This window comes from Plantibacter sp. Leaf314 (genome assembly GCF_001423185.1).
Taxonomy (GTDB): domain Bacteria; phylum Actinomycetota; class Actinomycetes; order Actinomycetales; family Microbacteriaceae; genus Plantibacter.
Genome location: NZ_LMOB01000001.1, coordinates 280,225 through 302,169, shown reverse-complemented (window position 1 = coordinate 302,169; position 21,945 = coordinate 280,225). Strand labels below are relative to the sequence as shown.

At 68.6% G+C, this 21,945-nt stretch carries 20 protein-coding genes; 17 read left to right on the top strand and 3 right to left on the bottom strand.

What is annotated here, in order from left to right:
* Positions 1 to 4: 4 nt before the first annotated feature.
* The 10 genes from pdxS (at position 5) to ASF68_RS01375 (ending at position 10,398) form a co-directional block, all read left to right on the top strand.
* Positions 5 to 910 carry a pyridoxal 5'-phosphate synthase lyase subunit PdxS gene (gene pdxS / locus ASF68_RS01420; RefSeq protein ID WP_056005846.1) on the top strand — a complete coding sequence of 302 codons (906 nt, stop codon included), beginning with the start codon at positions 5 to 7 and terminating at the stop codon, positions 908 to 910.
* A gap of 42 nt (positions 911 to 952) precedes the next feature.
* Positions 953 to 1,549: a pyridoxal 5'-phosphate synthase glutaminase subunit PdxT gene (gene pdxT, locus ASF68_RS01415; protein ID WP_056005843.1), complete on the top strand. Its 597-nt coding sequence runs from the start codon at positions 953 to 955 to the stop codon at positions 1,547 to 1,549.
* Positions 1,550 to 1,646: 97 nt separating this feature from the next.
* Positions 1,647 to 2,408, top strand: a complete 762-nt coding sequence (locus tag ASF68_RS01410) for a YebC/PmpR family DNA-binding transcriptional regulator (RefSeq protein WP_056005840.1) — start codon at positions 1,647 to 1,649, stop codon at positions 2,406 to 2,408.
* Between the two features lie 94 nt (positions 2,409 to 2,502).
* Positions 2,503 to 3,135 carry a crossover junction endodeoxyribonuclease RuvC gene (gene ruvC / locus ASF68_RS01405; RefSeq protein WP_056005837.1) on the top strand — a complete coding sequence of 211 codons (633 nt, stop codon included), beginning with the start codon at positions 2,503 to 2,505 and terminating at the stop codon, positions 3,133 to 3,135.
* Positions 3,132 to 3,758 (top strand): Holliday junction branch migration protein RuvA, encoded by a 627-nt coding sequence (ruvA, locus tag ASF68_RS01400; protein ID WP_056005833.1) that lies wholly within the window; start codon positions 3,132 to 3,134, stop codon positions 3,756 to 3,758. Before ruvC ends, ruvA begins: the two co-directional genes overlap by 4 nt.
* Entirely contained in the window at positions 3,755 to 4,786 is a 1,032-nt protein-coding gene (gene ruvB / locus ASF68_RS01395) for a Holliday junction branch migration DNA helicase RuvB (RefSeq protein WP_056005830.1), read from the top strand. The genes ruvA and ruvB overlap by 4 nt, the downstream gene beginning before the upstream one ends.
* A 72-nt stretch (positions 4,787 to 4,858) precedes the next feature.
* Positions 4,859 to 5,239, top strand: a complete 381-nt coding sequence (gene yajC, locus ASF68_RS01390) for a preprotein translocase subunit YajC (protein WP_056005827.1) — start codon at positions 4,859 to 4,861, stop codon at positions 5,237 to 5,239.
* Positions 5,240 to 5,303: 64 nt separating this feature from the next.
* Positions 5,304 to 7,055, top strand: coding sequence for a protein translocase subunit SecD (gene secD / locus ASF68_RS01385; RefSeq protein ID WP_056005825.1), 1,752 nt, complete (start codon positions 5,304 to 5,306; stop codon positions 7,053 to 7,055).
* The gene (gene secF / locus ASF68_RS01380; protein WP_056005822.1) at positions 7,055 to 8,095 is read left to right on the top strand and encodes a protein translocase subunit SecF; all 1,041 of its coding nucleotides are present in this window, start codon (positions 7,055 to 7,057) and stop codon (positions 8,093 to 8,095) included. The genes secD and secF overlap by 1 nt, the downstream gene beginning before the upstream one ends.
* A 47-nt stretch (positions 8,096 to 8,142) precedes the next feature.
* A complete protein-coding gene (locus tag ASF68_RS01375; RefSeq protein WP_056005819.1) occupies positions 8,143 to 10,398 on the top strand; it encodes a bifunctional (p)ppGpp synthetase/guanosine-3',5'-bis(diphosphate) 3'-pyrophosphohydrolase in 2,256 nt (751 codons plus the stop codon).
* Here the strand turns inward: ASF68_RS01375 and ASF68_RS01370 are convergent.
* From ASF68_RS01370 to ASF68_RS01360, 3 genes are all read right to left on the bottom strand, one after another.
* Complete coding sequence (locus ASF68_RS01370) at positions 10,385 to 11,062, bottom strand: hypothetical protein (protein ID WP_157580138.1); 678 nt, start codon at positions 11,060 to 11,062, stop codon at positions 10,385 to 10,387. The two genes, ASF68_RS01375 and ASF68_RS01370, sit on opposite strands and share 14 nt — an antisense overlap.
* A gap of 94 nt (positions 11,063 to 11,156) precedes the next feature.
* Positions 11,157 to 12,386, bottom strand: a complete 1,230-nt coding sequence (locus tag ASF68_RS01365; protein WP_369796402.1) for a DUF349 domain-containing protein — start codon at positions 12,384 to 12,386, stop codon at positions 11,157 to 11,159.
* A 133-nt stretch (positions 12,387 to 12,519) separates the two neighbouring features.
* Positions 12,520 to 13,326 carry a peptidylprolyl isomerase gene (locus ASF68_RS01360; protein WP_235526733.1) on the bottom strand — a complete coding sequence of 269 codons (807 nt, stop codon included), beginning with the start codon at positions 13,324 to 13,326 and terminating at the stop codon, positions 12,520 to 12,522.
* 162 nt (positions 13,327 to 13,488) lie between these two features.
* On the opposite strand from ASF68_RS01360, the gene ASF68_RS01355 reads away from it, so the two are divergent.
* From ASF68_RS01355 to ASF68_RS01325, 7 genes are all read left to right on the top strand, one after another.
* Complete coding sequence (locus ASF68_RS01355) at positions 13,489 to 14,934, top strand: replication-associated recombination protein A (protein WP_082498429.1); 1,446 nt, start codon at positions 13,489 to 13,491, stop codon at positions 14,932 to 14,934.
* Between the two features lie 222 nt (positions 14,935 to 15,156).
* Entirely contained in the window at positions 15,157 to 15,786 is a 630-nt protein-coding gene (gene rpsD, locus ASF68_RS01350) for a 30S ribosomal protein S4 (RefSeq protein WP_056005806.1), read from the top strand.
* 159 nt (positions 15,787 to 15,945) lie between these two features.
* Positions 15,946 to 16,179: a hypothetical protein gene (locus ASF68_RS01345; RefSeq protein WP_056005804.1), complete on the top strand. Its 234-nt coding sequence runs from the start codon at positions 15,946 to 15,948 to the stop codon at positions 16,177 to 16,179.
* 71 nt (positions 16,180 to 16,250) lie between these two features.
* Positions 16,251 to 18,905: an alanine--tRNA ligase gene (alaS, locus tag ASF68_RS01340; protein ID WP_056005802.1), complete on the top strand. Its 2,655-nt coding sequence runs from the start codon at positions 16,251 to 16,253 to the stop codon at positions 18,903 to 18,905.
* Position 18,906: 1 nt separating this feature from the next.
* Positions 18,907 to 19,374: a Holliday junction resolvase RuvX gene (gene ruvX, locus ASF68_RS01335; RefSeq protein ID WP_157580136.1), complete on the top strand. Its 468-nt coding sequence runs from the start codon at positions 18,907 to 18,909 to the stop codon at positions 19,372 to 19,374.
* 13 nt (positions 19,375 to 19,387) lie between these two features.
* Positions 19,388 to 21,019 carry an endolytic transglycosylase MltG gene (gene mltG, locus ASF68_RS01330; protein WP_056005799.1) on the top strand — a complete coding sequence of 544 codons (1,632 nt, stop codon included), beginning with the start codon at positions 19,388 to 19,390 and terminating at the stop codon, positions 21,017 to 21,019.
* A gap of 65 nt (positions 21,020 to 21,084) precedes the next feature.
* Complete coding sequence (locus tag ASF68_RS01325; RefSeq protein ID WP_235526732.1) at positions 21,085 to 21,945, top strand: shikimate dehydrogenase; 861 nt, start codon at positions 21,085 to 21,087, stop codon at positions 21,943 to 21,945.

The following is a 21,945-nucleotide window of genomic DNA, read 5'->3' as shown; positions in this document are numbered from 1 at the left end:
CACCATGACCGACAGCAGCACGACCACTGGACAGCACGGCTCGAACCGCGTGAAGCGAGGCCTCGCCGAGATGCTCAAGGGCGGCGTCATCATGGACGTCGTCACCGCCGAGCAGGCCCGCATCGCCGAGGACGCCGGGGCCGTCGCCGTGATGGCCCTCGAGCGCGTTCCCGCCGACATCCGCTCGCAGGGTGGCGTTGCTCGGATGAGCGACCCCGGCCTCATCGAGTCCATCATCGCCGAGGTGTCCATCCCGGTGATGGCCAAGGCCCGTATCGGTCACTTCGTCGAGGCGCAGGTGCTGCAGGCGCTCGACGTCGACTACATCGACGAGTCCGAGGTGCTGAGTCCGGCCGACTACGTCAACCACATCGACAAGTGGAACTTCGACGTCCCGTTCGTCTGCGGCGCGACCAACCTGGGCGAGGCGCTGCGGCGGATCACCGAGGGCGCTGCGATGATCCGTTCGAAGGGGGAGGCGGGCACGGGCGACGTCTCCGAGGCGACGAAGCACATCCGGAAGATCCGCTCGGAGATCGCGAGCCTGTCGTCGATGTCGAAGGACGAGCTCTACGTCGCCGCCAAGGAGCTGCAGGCTCCCTACGACCTCGTCGTCGAGATCGCCGAGACCGGCAAGCTGCCCGTGGTGCTGTTCACCGCCGGCGGCGTCGCGACGCCTGCCGACGCAGCGATGATGATGCAGCTCGGGGCAGACGGTGTCTTCGTCGGCTCGGGCATCTTCAAGTCCGGCAACCCCGCCCAGCGCGCGGCGGCGGTCGTCAAGGCGACGACGTTCTTCGATGATCCCGCCGTCATCGCCGAGGTCTCGCGCGGACTCGGCGAGGCGATGGTCGGTATCAACGTCGCCGACCTCGCGGCCCCGCACCGGCTCTCCGAGCGTGGCTGGTAGCGGCCTCCCGGCGCTGCGCGACGCCACGCCCCAGGTCGAGCGATGACGACGCGACCACGGGTGGGCGTCCTCGCGCTCCAAGGGGACTTCCGCGAGCACGCGGCGGTGCTCGAACACCTCGGAGCGGACGTCAGGCTGGTCAGGCGTCCGTCCGAGCTCTCGGATGTCGACGGACTCGTCCTCCCCGGTGGCGAATCGAGCGTCATGGAGAAGCTCGCGCGTGCCTTCGACCTCGTCGACCCGTTGCGCCAGGCGATCGCCGAGGGACTGCCGGTGTACGGCACCTGCGCCGGCCTGATCCTGCTGGCGGATCGCATCCTCGACGGCATCGCCGGGCAGCACGGTCTCGGCGGACTCGACGTGTCCGTCCGCCGCAACGCCTTCGGCTCGCAGCTCGACTCCTTCGAGACGGAGCTGCGCATCCCGGTCCTCGGCGAACCCCCGGTGCACGCGGTCTTCATCCGCGCGCCGGTCGTGGAGGAGGCGGGTCCCGGCGTGACGCCACTCGCCTCGTTACCGGACGGCCGGATGGTCGCCGTCCAGCAGGGGCGACTGCTCGGCACCTCCTTCCACCCGGAGGTGACCGGGGACACCCGCTTCCACGCCTACTTCCTCGACACGGTCCGTTCGGCCGTTTGAGGCTCGGGTGCGGCACCGCCGCGACGCGCACCGTGATCGCGAGTTCCGGGCCGCTGGCCTAGACTGGTCAGGTTCTTTTCACGCAGTTAGGGAGCACATGTCCGGACACTCCAAGTGGGCCACGACCAAGCACAAGAAGGCGGTCATCGACGGCCGTCGCGCGAAGTCCTTCGCCAAGCTCATCAAGAACATCGAGGTCGCCGCCAAGATGGGCGGTGCAGACCTCGCGGGCAACCCGACGCTGCAGGACGCCATCCAGAAGGCGAAGAAGACCTCGGTCCCGAACGACAACATCGACCGCGCCGTCAAGCGTGGCGCCGGCCTCACCGGCGAGGTCATCGATTACACCACGATCATGTACGAGGGGTACGGTCCGAACGGCGTCGCCCTCCTCGTCGAGTGCCTCACCGACAACAAGAACCGAGCCGCAGCCGACGTCCGGACACTGATGTCCCGCAACGGCGGCACCATGGCCGACCCGGGCTCCGTCGCCTACAACTTCCAGCGCAAGGGACTCATCGTCGTCCAGGCCGAGGGCACCACCGAGGACGACGTCCTCGCCGCGGTGCTCGACGCCGGTGCCGAGGAGGTCAACGCCGAGGCCGAGACCTTCGAGGTCGTCACCGAGCCGAGCGACATGGTCGCGACCCGCACGGCGTTGCAGGAGGCGGGCATCGACTACGACTCGGCCGATGTCGCCTTCGTCCCGAGCCTCAAGGTCGAGATCGACGCCGACACCGCCCGGAAGGTCTTCAAGCTGATCGATGCGCTCGAGGACAACGACGACGTCCAGAACATCTACAGCAACTTCGACCTGACCCCCGAGGTGCAGGCCGAGTTGGAGTCCGACGACGAGTAGCACCTGTCCCGGCCGGGCGCCCGCGTTCGAACGGATGTACGACACTCCGTCTCGAGGAGCCGATACCCGCCCGAGGCTCGCTTAGGGTCGGAGCATGACTCTGCGTGTCCTCGGCATCGATCCCGGCCTGACCCGATGCGGGGTGGGCGTCGTGGACGTCATGCCGGGACGGAAGGCCACGATGGTGGAGTACGGCGCCATCCGCACCGACGCGCACGCGCCTCTCGAACAACGGCTGCTGCTGATCGCTCAGGGCATCGCCGAGGCGATCGAACGCACGTCGCCGACCGCCATGGCCGTCGAACGGGTGTTCGCGCAGCACAACGTCCGGACCGTCATGGGCACGGCCCAGGCGAGCGGCCTGGCGCTGCACGCTGCGGCCGCGAACGGGATTCCCGTCGGACTGCACACCCCGAGCGAGGTCAAAGCCGCCGTGACCGGGTACGGACGCGCCGACAAACTCCAGGTGCAGACGATGGTCGCGCGGATCCTGGGTCTCGACGAGCTGCCCAAACCGGCCGACGCCGCCGACGCCCTGGCACTCGCCATCTGCCACGCCTGGAGACCGGTCGTATCGACCGCCGCGACGCCGGCCGGTGCATCACCGCGGGGGAGCGCCGCGCTCACCCCGGCGCAGCTCGCCTGGGCTGCTGCGGAGCGGGGCGGGGGTCCACGCGAGGCGGCGGTCCGAGCCCGCGCCGCCCAGAGCCCTAGGCTGGAAGCATGATCTCCTCCCTCCGTGGCACCGTTCTGAGCGCGGTCGGCAACCTCGTGGTGGTCGAGGTCGGCGGGGTCGGCTTCGCGGTCCAGGTGACCCCGGCGCACGCGCTGTCGTTGCGCGTCGGCTCCGAGGCCCTGCTCTCCACCACCCTCATCGTCCGCGAGGACTCGCTGTCCCTGTTCGGCTTCCGGTCCGCCGAGGAGTTGTCGGTCTTCGAACTCCTCGTCAGCGTCACCGGCGTCGGCCCGAAGTCGGCGCTCGGTGTGCTCGAGGCCCTCACTCCGGAGCAGATCGCGACCGCCATCGCCGCCGATGACGACGCGCCGTTCCGGAAGGTCTCCGGCATCGGCCCGAAGACCGCCAAACTCATCACCCTCTCGCTCGCCGGCAAGCTGCGCGTCACCCGCACGGCCCCGGAGGCTCCGGCCACCACGGTCAACGCCGCCGCGGTCGCCGATCAGGTCGTGACGGCCCTCATCGGCCTGGGGTGGCCTGAGAAGACCGCGACCCAGGCGGTCGTCGAGGCCTCTGCCGAGGCGAGCGCCGCCGATCTCTCCGCGGTCCCGTCCCTCATCCGTCTGGCCCTCGGGAGACTCGGTCCGGCGCATGCCGGAGGCCGCACCTCGTGACGGACACCCCCGAAGACCTCACCAACCCGGCATCCGAGTCCGACGCGGAACTGGCGTTCGAAGGCGCACTGCGTCCGCGATCGCTCTCCGAGTTCGTCGGGCAGTCCAAGGCCCGCGGGCAACTGCAGCTGCTCATCACCGCCGCCGGGATGCAGAACCGCACGCCGGACCACATCCTCCTCGCGGGTCCGCCCGGTCTCGGCAAGACGACGCTCGCCATGATCGTCGCGCACGAGACGGGCAAGCCGCTCCGACTGACGAGCGGCCCGGCGATCCAGCACGCCGGAGACCTTGCCGCCGTCCTGTCCTCCCTGACGCCGGGCGAGGTCCTGTTCATCGACGAGATCCACCGCATGGCCCGGCCGGCGGAGGAGATGCTCTACCTCGCGATGGAGGACTTCCGCATCGACATCATGGTCGGCAAGGGTGCCGGTGCGACGAGCATCCCGCTGGAGCTCGCTCCGTTCACGCTCGTCGGCGCCACCACGAGGTCCGGACTCCTGCCGAACCCGCTGCGTGACCGCTTCGGGTTCACCGCGCACCTCGAGTTCTACGACGAGCCGGAACTCCAGCAGGTGCTCCACCGGACGGCGGACATGCTCGGTCTCGACATCGATGCCCGCGCGGTCGAAGAGATCGCCGGTCGGTGTCGGGGAACCCCTCGGATAGCGAACCGGCTGTTGCGTCGGGTCCGCGACTACGCGCTCGTGCATGGCGGCCGTGCCGACCTCGACACGGTCCGGGCAGCCCTCGAGCTCTACGACGTCGACGCCCTCGGCCTCGACCGTCTCGACCGCTCGGTGATGGAGGGCATGTTGGATCGTTTCGCCGGGGGCCCGGTCGGCCTCAGCACCCTGGCGGTCTCCGTGGGTGAGGAACCCGAGACGATCGAGTCCGTCGTGGAGCCGTTCCTCGTCCGGATCGGCCTCATCACGCGGACACCGCGGGGCCGTGTGGCGACGCCGTCGGCCTGGCGCCACTTTGGCAGAACACCTTCCCAGCCCGGCGCCACCCTCGATGGCCTATAATTTCCCTTTGGCGGTGCGTTCCCAACGTCTCCCGCCCTCAATCTCCTCTGGAAGGTTCCCATCGTGGATGCAATGACCCTCGTCCTGTTCGGCCTCGCCGGCGTCATGATCGTGTTCATGATGGTGAGCAACAACAAGCGGAAGAAGCAGGCCGCGGAGACGGAGCAGAAGCTCCTCCCGGGTGCAGAGGTGCTCACCGGCTTCGGCGTGTACGGCACGCTCATCTCCATGGACCGCGACGCCCGGAAGGCCGACGTCGAGATCGCTCCCGGGGTCATCGTCACGATCGACCCGCGCTACGCCGGTGCCGTCGTGCCCCCGGCCGTCTCCGAGACCGTCGAGGACGCTCCCGTCGTCGAGTCGATCCCGGACGACGCCGCAGGCATCGAGACCAAGGCCGAGTACGGTCAGCGCGTCGAGGACTCCTCGAAGCCCCAGAAGAGCGACGACTAGTCCCAATCCCTTCCCGGGCAGGCGCCGTCGTGCGTCTGCTCGCAGAGAAAGCTGAGTTCCGAGTTTGGCAAAGTCGACTCCGGTCAAGAAGGCGTGGCGTTCGCTCACGTGGCTTGGCGTAATCCTCATCGGTTTGTTCGCGATCAACGCGGCCGGAGTCCTCTGGGGGAACAGTTCCTGGGCGCCCAAGCTGGCCCTGGACCTCGAGGGTGGCACGCAGATCATCCTGGCGCCGAAGCTCGAGTCCGGCCAGACGGTCTCGAACGAGCAGCTCAACCAGGCGGTGGCCATCATCCGGCAGCGTGTGGACGCGTCCGGTGTCTCCGAAGCCGAGATCACCACGCAGGGCCAGAACGTCGTCGTCGCCATCCCCGGCACGCCCGACGAGGCGACGCTGCAGCGCATCCAGTCCTCGGCGAAGCTCGAGTTCCGTCCGGTCCTGACGTCGCAGCAGCTGACCCCCGGTCAGCCGTCGAACACCTTCATCGGTGAGGACGGCGCGTCGACGCCGTACCCCACACCCGACCCCGGTCTCCAGAGCACCCCGACGGCCGCGCCCACCGACGCGAGCGACCTCTCCCAGGTCACGCCGGCGCTGTACGCACAGTTCCAGGCGTATGACTGCGCCGCCGAGGCCGATTCGCTCGACGCCACGGCAGCGCCGGCAGCGGAACCGCTCGTCACCTGCGACGTCGACGGCACGTTCAAGTACGTCCTCGGTCCCGTCGAGGTGTCCGGTCAGGACCTCTCGGACGCGAGCGCCGGCATCAAGACCACGCAGAACGGTGCCAGCACCGGCGAGTGGGCCGTCTACCCCGTCTTCAACGAGCAGGGCACGAAGCTCTTCGCCGACGTCACCGGTCGACTCACCGCGCTGCAGAGCCCACAGAACCAGTTCGCGATCGTGCTCGACGGCAACGTCATCTCCGCACCGCAGTCCCTCGCGGTCATCTCCGACGGCAAGCCGGAGATCAGCGGGTCGTTCACCGAGGAGTCCGCGAAGACCCTCGCCGACCAGCTCAAGTTCGGCGCGTTGCCCATCAGCTTCGTGGTCCAGAGCCAGGACACCATCTCGGCGACCCTCGGGTCCACGCAGCTCGAGAGCGGATTGATCGCCGGGCTCATCGGACTCATCCTCGTCGTGATCTACACCCTGTTCCAATACCGGTTGCTGGGTACCGTCACGATCGCCTCGCTCGTCGCCGCCGCGGTCCTGACGTACATCGTGATCCTGCTGATGTCCTGGCGACAGGGCTTCCGACTGTCGCTCGCCGGCATAGCGGGGTTGATCGTGGCCATCGGGTTCACGGCCGACTCGTTCATCGTCTACTTCGAGCGCATCAAGGACGAGCTTCGCGACGGACGCGGGCTGGAGTCCGCCGTCGAGGCCGGATGGAAGCGTGCGAAGCGCACCATCTATGCGGCGAAGGGCGTCAACCTCCTATCGGCCGTCGTGCTCTACGTCCTCGCCATCGGCAACGTCCGTGGGTTCGCGTTGACCCTCGGCGTGACGACCATCATCGACGTCATCGTCGTGCTGCTCTTCACGCACCCGATGATGCAGCTCCTCGGGCAGACGAAGCTGTTCAACAGCGGCAAGCCGTTCACGGGCCTCGACCCGTCCGCGCTCGGGGCGATCTACCGCGGCCGTGCCGAGTTCCGCAAGCCGACGGGCGTCCCCGGCGTCAAGGCCTCCTCCAGCAGCCGTGAGGCGGCGAAGCGGCAGACGATCGCGGAGCGGAAGCAGGCCGCCCTCGTGGGCGGCGGTGCAGAGACCAGATCAGACGATCTGCCGACCGATGGGAAGGACTCCTGATGGGTGCGTTCGCACGGTTCGGAAACGAGCTCTACACGGGCAAGCGCTCCTACGACTTCGTCGGTAAGCGCAAGATCTGGTACACGATCGCCATCATCGCGGTCGTCGCCTCCATCCTGATCCCCGTCGTCAAGGGCGGCTTCAACTTCGGCATCGAGTTCCGCGGTGGTTCGCAGTTCCAGATCGCCGACGTCGAGAGCACGGACCAGACCCTCGCCGAAGACGCGGTCTCCTCCGTCGTCTCCGGCGCGACGACCCACGTGACCGTCGTGGGTGGAGACGCCGTCCGCGTCCAGACCGACCAGCTCGAGAACGACAAGGTGACCCAGCAGGTGGCGGCAGCACTGGCCGACGCCTACGGGGTCGAGCAGTCCGACATCACCAGCTCGTTCATCGGGCCGTCCTGGGGTCAGGACGTCTCCAAGCAGGCGATCGTCGGCCTGATCGTGTTCCTGGTGCTCGCAGCGATCCTCATGGCGCTGTACTTCCGCACCTGGAAGATGTCGGCCGCCGCCCTGCTGTCCCTCATGCACGACCTCGTGATCACGGCGGGCGTGTACGCGGCGACCGGGTGGGAGATCACCCCGGCGGCCATGATCGGCTTCCTCACCATCCTCGGCTTCTCGCTCTACGACACCGTGGTGGTGTTCGACAAGATCCGCGAGAACACGACGCTCGACGCCGATGGTGCCGCGCGGACGTTCGGGGAGTCCGTGAACCTCGCGGTGAACCAGACCCTCGTCCGCTCGATCAACACGGGCGTCGTCGCTGCTCTCCCGGTCGCCGCGATCCTCTTCTTCGGTGCGTTCGTGCTCGGAGCGGACACCCTCCGCGACATCTCCCTCGCCCTGCTCGTCGGCATCCTCGTCGGCACGTACTCGACGATCTTCGTCGCGGCGCCGCTCTACGCGAACTTCCGACACAACGAGCCCCGCATCGCCAAGCACGACAAGCGCGTGCTGCAGGCGCGCGAGCGGGCCCAGGGATCGGAAGCCGCCGACGGCGAACAGACGGAAGCCGACGCGCCGCTGGCGCGTTGACCTGACAGCGACGAACAACCGCGTGCACGGACGCAGGGAGGCCTGAGATGGCGGACACCACGACATCCTCGACGGCCTCCCTGCGCCGTCTCGTCCCTCGGATCTTCTCGAAGGCGCAGCCTGCAGGAGCAGTCGACACGCTCATGCGGACGGTGCGCCAGCACCACCCGAAGGCGGACCTCGCGCTCATCGAGCGCGCGTACACGGTGGCGGAGCGGGCCCACTCGGGTCAGAAACGCCAGAGCGGTGAGCCCTACATCACCCACCCGGTCGCCGTGTCGCAGATCCTCGCAGACCTCGGTATCGGCCCGAAGACCATCGTCGCCGCACTGCTGCACGACACGGTCGAAGACACCGAGTACTCGCTCGACCAGTTGCACGCGGACTTCGGCGACGAGGTCGCGATGCTCGTCGACGGAGTGACGAAGCTCGACAAGGTCAAGTACGGCGACAGCGCGCAGGCTGAGACGGTCCGGAAGATGATCGTCGCGATGTCGAAGGACATCCGGGTCCTGATCATCAAGCTCGCGGACCGTCTGCACAATGCCCGCACCTGGGGTTTCGTCCCCGCGGAGAAGGCGGCGAAGAAGGCCACCGAGACGCTCGAGATCTATGCGCCGCTCGCCCACCGGCTCGGTATCCAGGCGATCAAGTGGGAGCTCGAGGACCTCTCGTTCGCCGTGCTGTACCCCAAGCTGTACGCCGAGATCGAGTCCCTCGTGAAGCAGCGGACGCCGCAGCGCGAGGAGTACGTGCAGCACGTCATCGACGCCGTGAACGAAGACCTCAAGGCGCAGAAGATCCGTGGCAAGGTGGCCGGCCGTCCCAAGCAGTACTACTCGATCTACCAGAAGATGGTGGTCCGCGGCCGCGAGTTCGACGACATCTACGACCTCGTCGGCATCAGGGTGCTCGTCAACTCGCTGCGCGACTGTTACGCGGTCCTCGGCTCGATCCACGCGCGGTGGACGCCCGTCCCCGGTCGGTTCAAGGACTACATCGCGACGCCGAAGTTCAACCTGTACCAGTCGCTGCACACGACCGTCGTCGGTCCCGGCGGCAAGCCGGTGGAGATCCAGATCCGGACGAACGAGATGCACCAGCGTGCCGAGTTCGGTGTCGCAGCGCATTGGAAGTACAAGGAGCGGATGAACAGCGGGAAGACCGCGACCTCCGCTGAACCCGACAACTCGATGGCCTGGCTCGCGCACATCTCGGACTGGCAGGCCGAGACCGCCGACCCGGGGGAGTTCCTCGACTCGCTGCGCTTCGAGATCGGCGCGAAAGAGGTCTACGTCTTCACCCCGAAGGGTCGAGTCGTCGGGCTCCCCGCCGGCGCCACGCCGGTCGACTTCGCGTACGCGGTCCACACGGAGGTCGGCCACCGCACGATGGGTGCCCGGGTGAACGGTCGACTCGTGCCGCTCGAGAGCTCGTTGAACACCGGTGACGTCGTCGAGGTGTTCACCTCGAAGAACCCCGACTCCGGTCCGAGCCAGGACTGGCTGAACTTCGTCAAGAGCCCCAGGGCGCGCAACAAGATCCGTCAGTGGTTCACCAAGGAACGCCGGGACGAGGCGATCGAACAGGGCCGCGACGCCATCGCGCGTGCCATGCGGAAGCAGAACCTGCCCCTGCAGAAGCTGATGAACCAGGACTCCTTCGCGGAGGTCGCGGCGCAGTTGCGCTACGAGGACGTCACCGCGCTCTACGCCGCCGTCGGCGAGGGCCACGTCTCGACGCAGTCGGTGCTCGAGAAGGTCGTCGCGCTGCTGCAGAAGGATGCAGACAGCGAGCACGCGGAATACACCGTGCCGGTCCGTGGGAGCCGACGCGAGCGGCTGCAGAACAGCGACTCCGGTGTCCTGGTGCTGGGTGCCCCCGACATCCTCGTCAAACTCGCCAAGTGCTGTACGCCGGTGCCGGGGGATGAGATCGTCGGGTTCGTCACCCGAGGGTCCGGCGTCTCCGTCCATCGGGGCGATTGCCACAACGTGCAGAGCCTCCTGCAGGAGCCGGAGCGCATGATCGACGTCGAGTGGGCGCCGTCGTCGAAGAGCGTGTTCCTCGTGCAGATCCAGGTCGAGGCCTTGGACCGCGCCGGCCTGCTCTCGGATGTGACCCGGGTGCTGTCCGAGTACCACGTCAACATCCTCTCCGCGACGGTCAACACCTCGAGCGATCGTCTGGCGATCAGTCGTTTCGTGTTCGAGATGGGCGACACCACCCACCTCGATCGCGTCCTCAACGCCGTCCGGCGCATCGACACCGTCTACGACGTCTACCGCGTCAACGGCGGCTGAGCGGGAGCGACCACGAGGCGAGTTCCCCGGCGGTCGGTTCGAGACCGGGGAGCATGACCTCGGTGGCGCCCGACACGACCCGGAGGATCCGCGAGCCACCGAGGACCCGCGGGACCGAGCGGACCCAGGCGACGACCTCCTCGGGGCTGGTCAGGCCGAGTAGGAAGTAGTTGCGGATCGTGGCCAACGCCGGCTCGGCGTCCGCACCGGTCCGCCGCGCCAGGTCGGCAACCGTGCGGGTGGGCGTCGTGACCCGCAGCGGGCCGCACGGCTCACTGTCGCCTGGCCGCAAGGACACCTGACGGAGCTGCACCCGTGCCACTCGCCGACTCCGACGGTCCGGCGTCACGAACCCCGTGTGGATGCGGGGTGCGACCAGGGCTGCGCCGTGGAGCCAGGCGGCACTCGTCTCGGCGATGGTCGCGCCGTCCAGACCCGACAACCGTGTCAGGACCGCGGCGCGCAAGCGGACCGTGTCGGGTTCGTCGACACTGCAGTAGCCGTCTTCGAAGGCGAAGACCTCGCCGTCCAGGCGGGCGGCGGCGAACTCGGCGACCGAGAGCTCGGGCGGCTGCAGATAGACCGCCAGGCGCCCGGAATGCACCCCGCTCGTCGAGCTGGTCTGGGTTCGGCCGGGGGAGCGCGTGGGAGGTGCCGTGGACATACGACGATCCTCCTGCAGCGGGGCTGCTGCAGGAGGATCGTCCGATGGATCTGTGGAGAACGCGACCGGAGGGCGGGGCGTGGAGTGGATTCGCTCAGCGGATCGCGCCGAGCCACGCCTTCCGTGCGTCGAGGGCTTCGATGGCCGCCGTGAGCCGGTCGGCGTCGCCGGAGGCACGAGCAGCCTCCACCTCGTCCTCGAGCTTGGCGATGGCATCGGCGAGCTGGCTCGCGAGCCCTTCGGTGCGGGCCTTCGTCTCCGGGTTGTTCCGCTTCCAGTGCTCGTCCTCGAGCTGCTTCACATGCGACTCGACCTTGCGGAGTCGATCTTCGACGACCCGCACCTGCTCGCGGGGGACCTTGCCGATCTCGTCCCAACGACGCTGGATGTCGGTGAGCGCCTTGCGGGCAGAATCGCGGTTCGTGTTCGACAGGATCGGTTCGGCCTCGGTGAGCAGCGCGAGCTTCAGATCGAGGTTGCCCTGGAACTCCTCGTTGTCGCGTGCGTCGATCTCGGCCTTGGCACCGTAGATCGCATCGCCGGCGGCCTTGAACTTGGCCCAGAGCGCGTCGTCCTGACGCTTCCCGGCACGGGGGGACTGCTTCCACTCGTCGAGCAGGCTGCGGTAGGCCGGGATGCCGTCGGCGCCCTTCGCGATGAGTTCCTCGGCGCGCTCGACCAGCTTCTGCTTGATCGAGCGGGCCTCCTTGTGCACCGAGTCGAGCTCGGTGTAGAACGCACGTCGGTGCTGCTCGATCGCCGCGCGGGCGGTCCTGAACCGCTTCCACAGGTCGTTCGCGTCGTTCTTGGGGAGCCGTGGTCCGTCGTGCTGCTGGCGCTGCCACTCGGCGAACAGTTCGTCGAGTCGGCTGGAGGTCTGCTTCCACTGCACGCGCGCGGGATCCTGCTGCGCGAGCTGTTCGGCCTCCTCGACGATGGTGAGGCGGGCTCGGACCGCCTCGTCGAGGGCCGCCTTGCTCTCCTGGCTCTGGGCCTCGGTCAGCTCGGTCACCGTGCCGTCGAGTGCCGCGAGGCGGGTCAGGAGCGCCTGCAGGTTCCCGACCGCGTTGGCCGATTCCACCTGCTTGGTGATCGACTTGACCGCCTTGGCGACGTCGGCTGCCGGGGCACCGCGCTTGGCGCGCTGTTCGAGCAGCGTCACCTGCCCGGCGAGATCGGTGAACTTCCGTTCGAAGTAGGCGAGCGCCTCCTCCTTGGAACCGTCGGGATACTGGCCGACCACTCGCTCGCCGTCCGCCTCACGGACGTAGACGGTACCGTCGTCGTCGACACGGCCCCACGGTTCGATCTCTGGACTGGTCACGCGCATCACCCTTGCTGTGTGTTGACCGCCGTTGATGGCGATCGTGATCGATCCACAAGCCTATTACCCCGAGCCGAGCTCGGGGAGACCGCTTGCGCCGGTCGGTTCCGTCTGGTGCAGGTTACTGCACCGGCTACTGCACCGTCACCGAGGTGATCGTGGCCGGCACCGCGGGCTTGCCGTCGCCGCTGCCGTCAGCGACGCCACCGGACACGACGCCGGAGACGAGCTGGTCCAGGCCGCTCGTGATCTGCCCGAGGACGGTGTACCCGCCCGCGGCGTCCGACGGGATGGTCGAGTCCTGGTAGACGAGGAAGAACTGCGAGCCGTTGCTGTAGCCGTTCCCGCCCTGACGGGCCATCGCGATGGTGCCGGCCGGGTAGACGTCGTCCGTCGGGGCGTTCTCGACCGGGCCGTAGCTGTACCCGGGGCCCCCGGTGCCGGTGCCGTCCGGGTCGCCGCACTGGAGGACGTAGATCCCGCTCGTCGTGAGACGGTGGCACGTCACGCCGTCGTAGAAGCCGGACTGCGCGAGGGAGATGAAGGACGACACGCCCTGCGGTGCGCACGCGCCGTCGAGGGTAAGGTTCATGACGACGTCGTTGATCGTCATCTCGCCGGTCCAGTCCCGATCCTCGGCGACCGTGGTCGCGGGCACCGTTCCCGTGTTCGCGCCGTCGGTCGCGCCGGTCACGCCGCACGCTCCTGCCTCGGCGGTGGCGGTCGGCGTCGCCACCGGGGCCCCCGGGCCGCCGGCGAAGAAGAAGACCTGTGCGGCGGTGGCGCCGGCCAGGACGAGGACGAGCGCCGCGGCCGCGATGACGTTGTCCCGCACCCGCCGCTTCGAGCGGTGCTCATGCACGGTACGACGGGCGTTGTAGGCACGCAGCCGTGCGCGTGCTGCGCGTGCCTCTTTGTCCGGACCCTTGCTCGTTGCCACGTCGTTCCCTCCAGGTGCCGTCGCGGTGAGCGGCGGCATCGCGCTGTCGTCTGGGCGTCCCGCCTGCGGCGGGCTGCCCAGGAGAACCTTACGGGGACGGCTCCACGCGGACCAAACGACGCTGCGTGGAACCGTGTCCGAGGCTGCGGCTAGCCTGGAGGAATGTTCAGTCGAGGACCCGGCATCGCCGGCGCACCGGTCCCACTCGCCGTGCGCATGCGCCCTCGCAGCCTCGAGGAGGTCGCCGGTCAACAGCACCTGTTGCGCCCGGGTTCACCGCTCGTCCGACTCGCGAGCGACCGGGAGGGGACGCAGGCGGCCGTGTCGGTCATCCTCTGGGGCCCGCCGGGCACCGGTAAGACGACCCTGGCGCAGGCGATCGCCCACAGCTCGGGCCGACGCTTCGTCGAGCTCTCGGCGGTCACAGCAGGGGTGAAGGACGTCCGTCAGGTCATGGAGGAGGCGATGTCGAGCCGCGACCTCTACGGCAGCTCGACCGTCCTGTTCCTCGACGAGATCCACCGCTTCACCAAGGCGCAACAGGACGCCCTGCTGCCTGGGGTGGAGAACGGCTGGGTCATCCTCGTGGCCGCCACGACCGAGAACCCGTCGTTCTCCGTCATCTCCCCGTTGCTCTCCCGGTCGCTCCTGCTCACGCTCGAGCAGCTCAGCGACGACGACCTGGGCATCCTCATCGACCGCGCCGTCACCGATCCACGTGGCCTCGCCGGTCGCTTCACGGTCACCCCCGAGGCGCGGGCCGCGATCATCCAACTCTCCTCCGGCGACGCCCGCCGAGCGCTCACCGCGTTGGAAGCGGCGGCCATCGCGGCCGACTCCGACCTCGGTGCGGCAGTCGACCCGGACGAGCTCGATCTCGACGACGTCGGCCGCCTGGACGTCGGCGACGAGGATGACGAGGACGAGGGAACGTCGGACGCGGGTGATGCAGGTGACGCGGCACCGCGCGGTCCCGTCATCACCGACGAACTCGTGTCCCAGGCGGTCGACCGCGCCCTGCTGCGATACGACCGGAACGGCGACGAGCACTACGACGTCATCAGCGCGTTCATCAAGAGCATCAGGGGTTCCGACGTCGATGCCGCGCTGCACTACCTGGCACGCATGATCGAGGCCGGGGAGGACCCGCGCTTCATCGCGCGCCGGATCATCATCTCGGCGGCCGAGGACATCGGCATCGCCGACCCGCAGGCGCTGCCGATCGCGGTCGCGGCGGCCGACGCCGTCCAGTTCATCGGCATGCCGGAGGGCAGGATCCCGCTCGCCGAAGCCGTGGTGTACCTGGCCACGGCGGCGAAGTCGAACGCGGCCTACGTCGCGATCGACCGGGCTATCGCCGACGTCCGCGCCGGAGCGTTCGGGCGCGTACCCAAGCCCATGCGCGACGCCCACTACGCGGGCGCCAAGCGTCTCGGACACGGCAAGGGCTACCGCTACCCGCACGACCACCCGATCGGTGTCGTCGCCCAGCAGTACCTCCCCGACGAGCTCACCGAGGTGCGCTACTACGAGCCCACCGACCACGGTCACGAGCGCGACATCTCGGCGCGGTTGGACAAGCTCCGCAAGATCGTCCGAGGCGAGTGAACCACCCGCGTCGGCGTCCGGCTGCCGAGGTCACCTCGTGCTAGTATTGATCCGCCTAGAACCGGTGTGACTGCGCGGCTGCTCGATCACCGTGTTCGACGGGCGTGTTCTGTAGCCGAACAGCCCCGGCGGACCCCTCTGACTTTGTCCGGTGTGATTCCGGATCACCGGCGCGTTCTCGCGTCGGTCATTCATCGTTTGAGACTTCATTGAAAGGAAACCGTGTCTACCAAGTCACGTACCCGCAGCAAGACCCGCCTCTCGCGGGCCCTCGGCATCGCCCTCACCCCGAAGGCTGCCAAGTACCTCGAGAAGCGTCCCTACGCTCCCGGTGAGCACGGCCGCACCAAGCGCAAGGCCGACAGCGACTACGCGGTCCGTCTGCGCGAGAAGCAGCGTCTGCGCGCCCAGTACGGCATTCGCGAGGCCCAGCTCAAGATCGCCTTCCAGGAAGCGCGTCGCACCCAGGGCCTGACCGGTGAGAACCTCGTCGAGATCCTCGAGACGCGTCTCGACGCGCTCGTCCTCCGCGCCGGCTTCGCCCGCACCACGGCTCAGGCCCGCCAGATGGTCGTGCACCGTCACATCATGGTCGACGGCCAGCTCGTCGACCGCCCGTCGTTCCGTGTGAAGCCGGGTCAGCTCATCCACGTCAAGCCGCGCTCCGAGGGCACCGAGCCCTTCCAGGTCGCTGCAGCCGGCGGCCACGTCGACGTCCTTCCGAAGGTGCCCTCGTACCTCTCGGTCGAGCTCGACAAGCTCCAGGCACGGCTCGAGCGTCGCCCCAAGCGCGCCGAGATCCCCGTGACCTGCGAGGTCCAGCTCGTCGTCGAGTACTACGCAGCCCGCTAGGACTGCGGCCCGGTCCCGGGCGAACCACGAAGAGGCATCGGCTCCGGCCGGTGCCTCTTCGTCGTTCACCGACGCCATCCGGTTCCAGGGCTCGACTACGATGGTTGCTTGGCACGCCCGAGCACACCCGGGTGATCGCACCGCAGATGAGGAGTCCCCATGAAGAACGTGTTCTGGCTGATCGTCGGTATCGGCGCCGGCTTCGTCGTCGCCCACGAGATCAACAAGACACAGTCCGGCAAGCGGTTCTTCTCCGAGCTCGACTCCCGCATCAGGGAGTTCACCGACACCGTCGGCGACGCCTACAAGGAGCGCGAGGCGCAGTTGCGCGACTCGGCGGAGACCGTCGTCTCCCGCGTCGAGGACGCTGCCGAAGGCCTCACCAAGCCGTGACGGTCCGCCCACCCGGGCACCGCCGCTGCTGCACGAACATCGACACGCACACCCCCTGACGTACGGACACCATGGACACCGCTGACATCCGCTCCCGCTGGCTCACCTTCTTCGGCGATCGGGGGCACACCGTCGTCCCCTCCGCCTCGCTCGTCAGCGACGACCCGTCGTTGCTCTTCACGGTCGCGGGCATGGTGCCGTTCGTGCCGTACCTCACCGGGGTCGTCCCAGCGCCGTTCGATCGTGCGACGAGTGTCCAGAAGTGCATCAGGACCAACGACATCGAAGAGGTCGGCAAGACCCCTCGTCACGGCACCTTCTTCCAGATGAACGGCAACTTCTCCTTCGGCGACTACTTCAAGGAGGGGGCGATCACCTACGCCTGGGAGCTCCTGACCGGCAGTGAGTCGAGCGGCGGCCTCGCCTTCGACGAGAAGGACCTCTGGGTCACCGTCTACAAGGACGACGACGAGGCGATCGACCTGTGGAAGCGGGTCGCGGGCCTGCCGGAGCACCGGATCCAGCGTCTCGACAAGGACACCAATTACTGGTCGACCGGCCAGCCCGGTCCCGCAGGACCCTGCTCCGAGATCTTCTTCGACCGTGGCCCGAAGTACGGCATCGACGGTGGTCCCGCGACGGACGACGACCGCTACGTCGAGATCTGGAACCTCGTCTTCATGCAGTACCTGATCGAGAACGTGCGCGGCAAGGTCGACTTCGACATCGTCGGTGAGCTCCCGAAGAAGAACATCGACACCGGGATGGGTCTCGAGCGCGTCGCCTTCCTCAAGCAGGGCGTCGAGAACATGTACGAGATCGACCAGGTCCGGCCCGTGCTCGACCGCGCGGCGGAGTTGAGCGGCCGTCGATACGGCGCGGATCACGACGACGACGTCCGCATGCGGGTCATCGCCGACCACGTGCGCTCCTCGCTCATGCTCATGAGCGACGGGATCACCCCGTCGAACGAAGGCCGCGGGTACATCCTCCGGCGCCTCATGCGTCGGACCGTCCGTGCCATGCGCCTCCTCGGTGTCGACACGGCCACCTTCCCCGAGCTCTTCTCCGCCTCTCGCGACGCCATGAAGGCGGCCTACCCCGAGGTGGAGGCCGACTTCGGCCGCATCTCGCAGAGCGCCTACGCCGAGGAGGAGACCTTCCTCCGCACACTGGCCAGCGGCACGACCATCCTCGACCTCGCCCTCGAGAAGACGAAAGAGTCCGGTCAGCCGGCACTCGCCGGGGATTCGGCCTTCCTCCTCCACGACACCTACGGGTTCCCGATCGACCTGACGCTCGAGATCGCGGAGGAGGCGGGTCTCTCCGTCGACCGCGGCGCGTTCGACTCCCTCATGACGGCACAGCGCCAGCGCGCGAAGGCCGACGCGAAGGCGAAGAAGAGCGTCCTCGCCGACCTCTCCGTGTACAGCGACATCCGCGCCAAGGGTGAGACGGTGTTCACCGGGTACACCGAGCTCGAGACCGAGAGTCGCATCCTCGGGATCATCGTCGACGGACACCCCGTCCAGCGTGCGGTCGCCGGAGACATCGCCGAGGTGATCCTCGCGGAGACCTCCCTCTACGCCGAGTCCGGCGGTCAGGAAGCCGACCAGGGTGTGATCGTCGGTCCCGGGTTCGAGCTCGAGGTCCTCGACGTCCAGAAGCCCGTGAAGGGCCTCATCGCGCACAAGGTGCAGGTGAGCCAGGGCGAGGTCGGTCTCGACGCCCCGGCGACCACGGTCGTCGACGCGAGCTACCGGCGCGGGGCGCAGCAGGCGCACTCGGGTACGCACATCATCCACGCCGCCCTGCGGCAGGTCCTCGGTTCCAGCGCACACCAGTCCGGCTCGTCGAACAAGGCCGGCTACCTGCGGCTCGACTTCACGTGGAACCAGCCGCTCTCACCGGCGACGAAGACGGAGATCGAGGAGATCTCGAACAACGCGATCCGCGACAACCTGCAGGTGTCCACCCGCGAGATGGCGTTGGACGACGCGAAGGCGCTCGGAGCCATGGCGCTCTTCGGCGAGAAGTACGGCGAAACGGTCCGGGTCGTCGACATCGGCGGCCCCTGGTCTCGCGAACTCTGCGCGGGGACGCACGTCGACTCCAGTGCCGAGATCGGGCTCATCAGCTTGATCAGCGAGTCCTCGGTCGGTTCGACGAACCGTCGTGTCGAGTCCCTCGTCGGGTTGGAGGCCTTCCGTGACCTCACCGCTGAGCGGGCACTCGTGTCGCAGCTCTCCGGCAGCTTGAAGACCCCGAAGGAGCAGCTGCCGGAGCGGATCTCCGAGCTCGTCGCGAATCTCAAGGCCGCTGAGAAGAAGATCGCGGCCTTCGAAGCCCGCGGCCTGAGCGAACGCCTCCCGGCGCTCGTGCAGACCGCGCACCAGGTCGGAGCGGTGTCGCTCGTGGCCGAGCACCTCGGCGAGCTCGGTTCGCCGAACGACGTCCGCACGCTGGTCACGCAGCTCCGGGAGCGCCTCGGAACGGCTCCTGCCGTCGTCGCGCTCGGCGCCGTCGTCGCCGGGAAGCCGGCGATCGTGGTGGCGACCAACCAGGGTGCTCGCGACGCAGGGCTCAAGGCGGGGGCGCTCGTGCGGGTCGCCGCCGGCGTGCTCGGCGGCAACGGTGGCGGCAAGGACGACATGGCGCAGGGTGGCGGCGTCGACGCCGCCGCGCTGGGCGATGCGCTCGCGGCCGTCGCCCGCGAGATCGGCTGACGTGGAGGCGTTCCGCCGGGGCGTCCGCCTCGGCGTCGACGTCGGGAAGGCGCGGGTCGGGGTCGCGCGGAGCGACCCCGACGGTCTGCTCGCCACCCCCGTGGAGACGGTTCAGCGCGACCTCGGAGGCGACGCCGACCTCAGGGCGATCGCTGCGATCGCGACGGAGCTCGGCGCGGTCGAGCTGGTCGTCGGGCTTCCCATCGCACTGTCGGGCAAGGACACCGCGTCCACGCAGGACGCCCGGGAGTTCGCGGCGAGACTGGTGGCCCTGACGGGAGTCCCAGGCCGATTGGTCGACGAGCGGTTGACGACGGTGACCGCGCACAGCGCCTTGCGCTCGGCTGGGAAACGGCAGAAGCAGACGCGTTCGATTGTCGATCAAGTGGCGGCCGTCATACTCTTGCAGTACGCCCTCGACGCCGAACGCGGTTCGGGGCGTCCCCCCGGAACCCCCGTCGACCCGTGAACAGGACGTGCCTGTGTCGAATCTGACACCTCAGAACAGCCCAGAAGACGACCCGCTGGCGGACCTTTTCACGTCCGAGCGGAACGCCGCGGGCCCCGAGCAGCCGGCACCGTTGTCCCGTCGAGAGGCCCGCCAGCGACGCGAAGCGGCTGCCGCCTCATCGGCGCCGGCCGACCAGGGTGACCTCACCGAGGCTGCGGACCGCGAGGCCGCAGAGGCACCGGGCGGAGCGAACCAGAGCGCCTCCGCTGCGAACCCAGGCCCCACGGCCCCCTCCGCGACGGCGGCCACCACGCCGCTCGATCGAGTGCCGTCCGAATCGTCCGACGCCTCGCCGGCCGCCGCGTCGTCGCCCACCTCGACCCCCGCCGGCCCGGAATCGGTCGACGCCGAATCATCCGAGCCCCGTTCGCTCATCGAAGAGCCGTCGCCGAAGCCGGCCAGGACGACCACCATCCCCGCGTTCGAGGACCTGCTCGCCGAGGACGACTCCGCCGACGAGGCCGGAGCGCAGCCCATCCACCGAGGGCGACGCCGCTCGCTCGCCGGCGGCGAGCCGCCCAAGCGGCGCCGCGGCCGTCGCGGACTCATCGCCCTCATCGTGTCGATCGTCGTCGTCGGCGGTCTCGCGGCCTGCGCCGCGGTCGTCTGGACGAGCTACGAGCCGCAGATCCGGAAGGTGCTCGGTTGGGAGGAGCCCAACGACTTCGAAGGCGCCGGGAGCGGCGAGGTCGTCGTGATGATCAATGAGGGCGACATCGGAGAGGACATCGCGACGAACCTGCACGACGCTGGTGTCACGAAGTCGTTCGACGCCTTCTACGACCTCCTCCTCGCGCAGCCGACCCAGCCGGAGTTCTTCCCCGGGGCGTACAAGCTGAAGCTCAAGATGAGCGCCGAAACCGCCCTCGCGGCGCTGACCGATGAAGCGAACCGTATGGAGGACACCTTCGTGATCCCCGAGGGGACCGCCGAGCAGGACGCCCTGCCGTCCATCGCCGAGGGGACCGGCATCCCACTGGAGGAGCTGCAGGCCGCGGCCGCCGACGTCGCGTCGTTCGGCCTGCCCGCCGAGGCGACCTCCCTCGAGGGCTTCCTGTTCCCGGCCACGTACAGCCTCCCGGACGGCGGCGATGCGCACGCGGTCCTGCAGACCCTCGTGAACCGGTCGTTCCAGGCCCTCGACGACGCCGGCGTGAAGCCGGAGGACCGCTGGAAGACGATCGTCCTCGCCTCGCTCATCCAGAAGGAGGCCGGCCTCCGCGACGACTACTACAAGGTCTCGCGCGTCTTCCTCAACCGTCTCGACCCGTCCCAGTGGGAGAGCGGCCTGTTGCAGTCCGACGCGACCGTGGCCTACGGCACGGGGAACACGCACCGCGTCTCGACCACGGACGCCGAGCGCGAGGACGCCTCGAACCCCTACAACACCTACGTCCGCCCGGGGATGGTCGTCCGACCGATCTCCAACCCGGGCGACCTGGCGATCGACGCGGCGTTGCACCCGGCGGAGGGTCCCTGGCTCTACTTCGTCACCTGGAACCTCGACTCCGGCGAGACCATCTTCTCCACCACCCAGGAGGAGCACGAGGCAGCGGTCGACAAGTGGTTGTCCTGGATGGACGAACACCCCGAGTACCAGTAGCCGTGCAGGACACCATGCGGGGAACGGAACCGGCTGACGGACCTGCAGTCCGAACACGCCTGGCCGTGCTCGGGTCGCCGATCGAGCACTCCAAGTCACCGGCCCTGCACACAGCCGCCTACCGGGTGCTCGGCCTGGACTGGAGCTACGGTCGGCACGAGCTCGACGCCGCCCGGCTCGACGCCTTCTTGGACGACCTCGGTCCGGCGTGGCGCGGCCTCTCCCTGACCATGCCGTTGAAGCATCGCGCGCTCGAACTCGTCGACCACGCCGACCGTGCGGCCCACGAGACGGGAGCCGTCAACACCGTTCGCATCGGGTACACCGCGGACGGCGCTCGACGGGTGGAGGGGTTCAACACCGACGTCGGCGGGATCGTGCGGGCGATCGGCGCGGCGGGTGTCGACGTGGTCACGGGCGCCGTCGTGCTCGGCGGGGGAGCGACGGCAGCCTCCACGATCATGGCGGTGGCCGAGCTCGGCGCGCAGGAGGTGCACGTGGCACTCCGCACGCCGTCGCAGGCGCAGCCGCTCCAGACGCTGGCCGAGCACCTGGGGCTGCGATTCGGTTCAGGACCGATCGACGGTCGAGTGCCCGATGCGCCGCTCGCCATCAGCACGCTCCCTGGCGGCGCGCTCACCGAACCGGGTCCTGTGCTGACCCTGGCGCCCGGCGGACTGCTGCTCGACGTCGCGTACGATCCCTGGCCCAGTGCGCTCGCGACGGCCTGGTCGGCGGCCGGAGGGTCCGTCCTCAGCGGCTTGTCGATGCTCGTCCATCAGGCACTGCTGCAGGTGCGGATCTTCGTGCACGGCGATCCCTCGGTCCCGCTCGACGAGGAGCCGGCGGTCCTCGGCGCCATGCTCGCAGCCGTCGACCTGGACGCGACGGGGACACCGGTCGACGGATCTCACCGTCCGCGATGA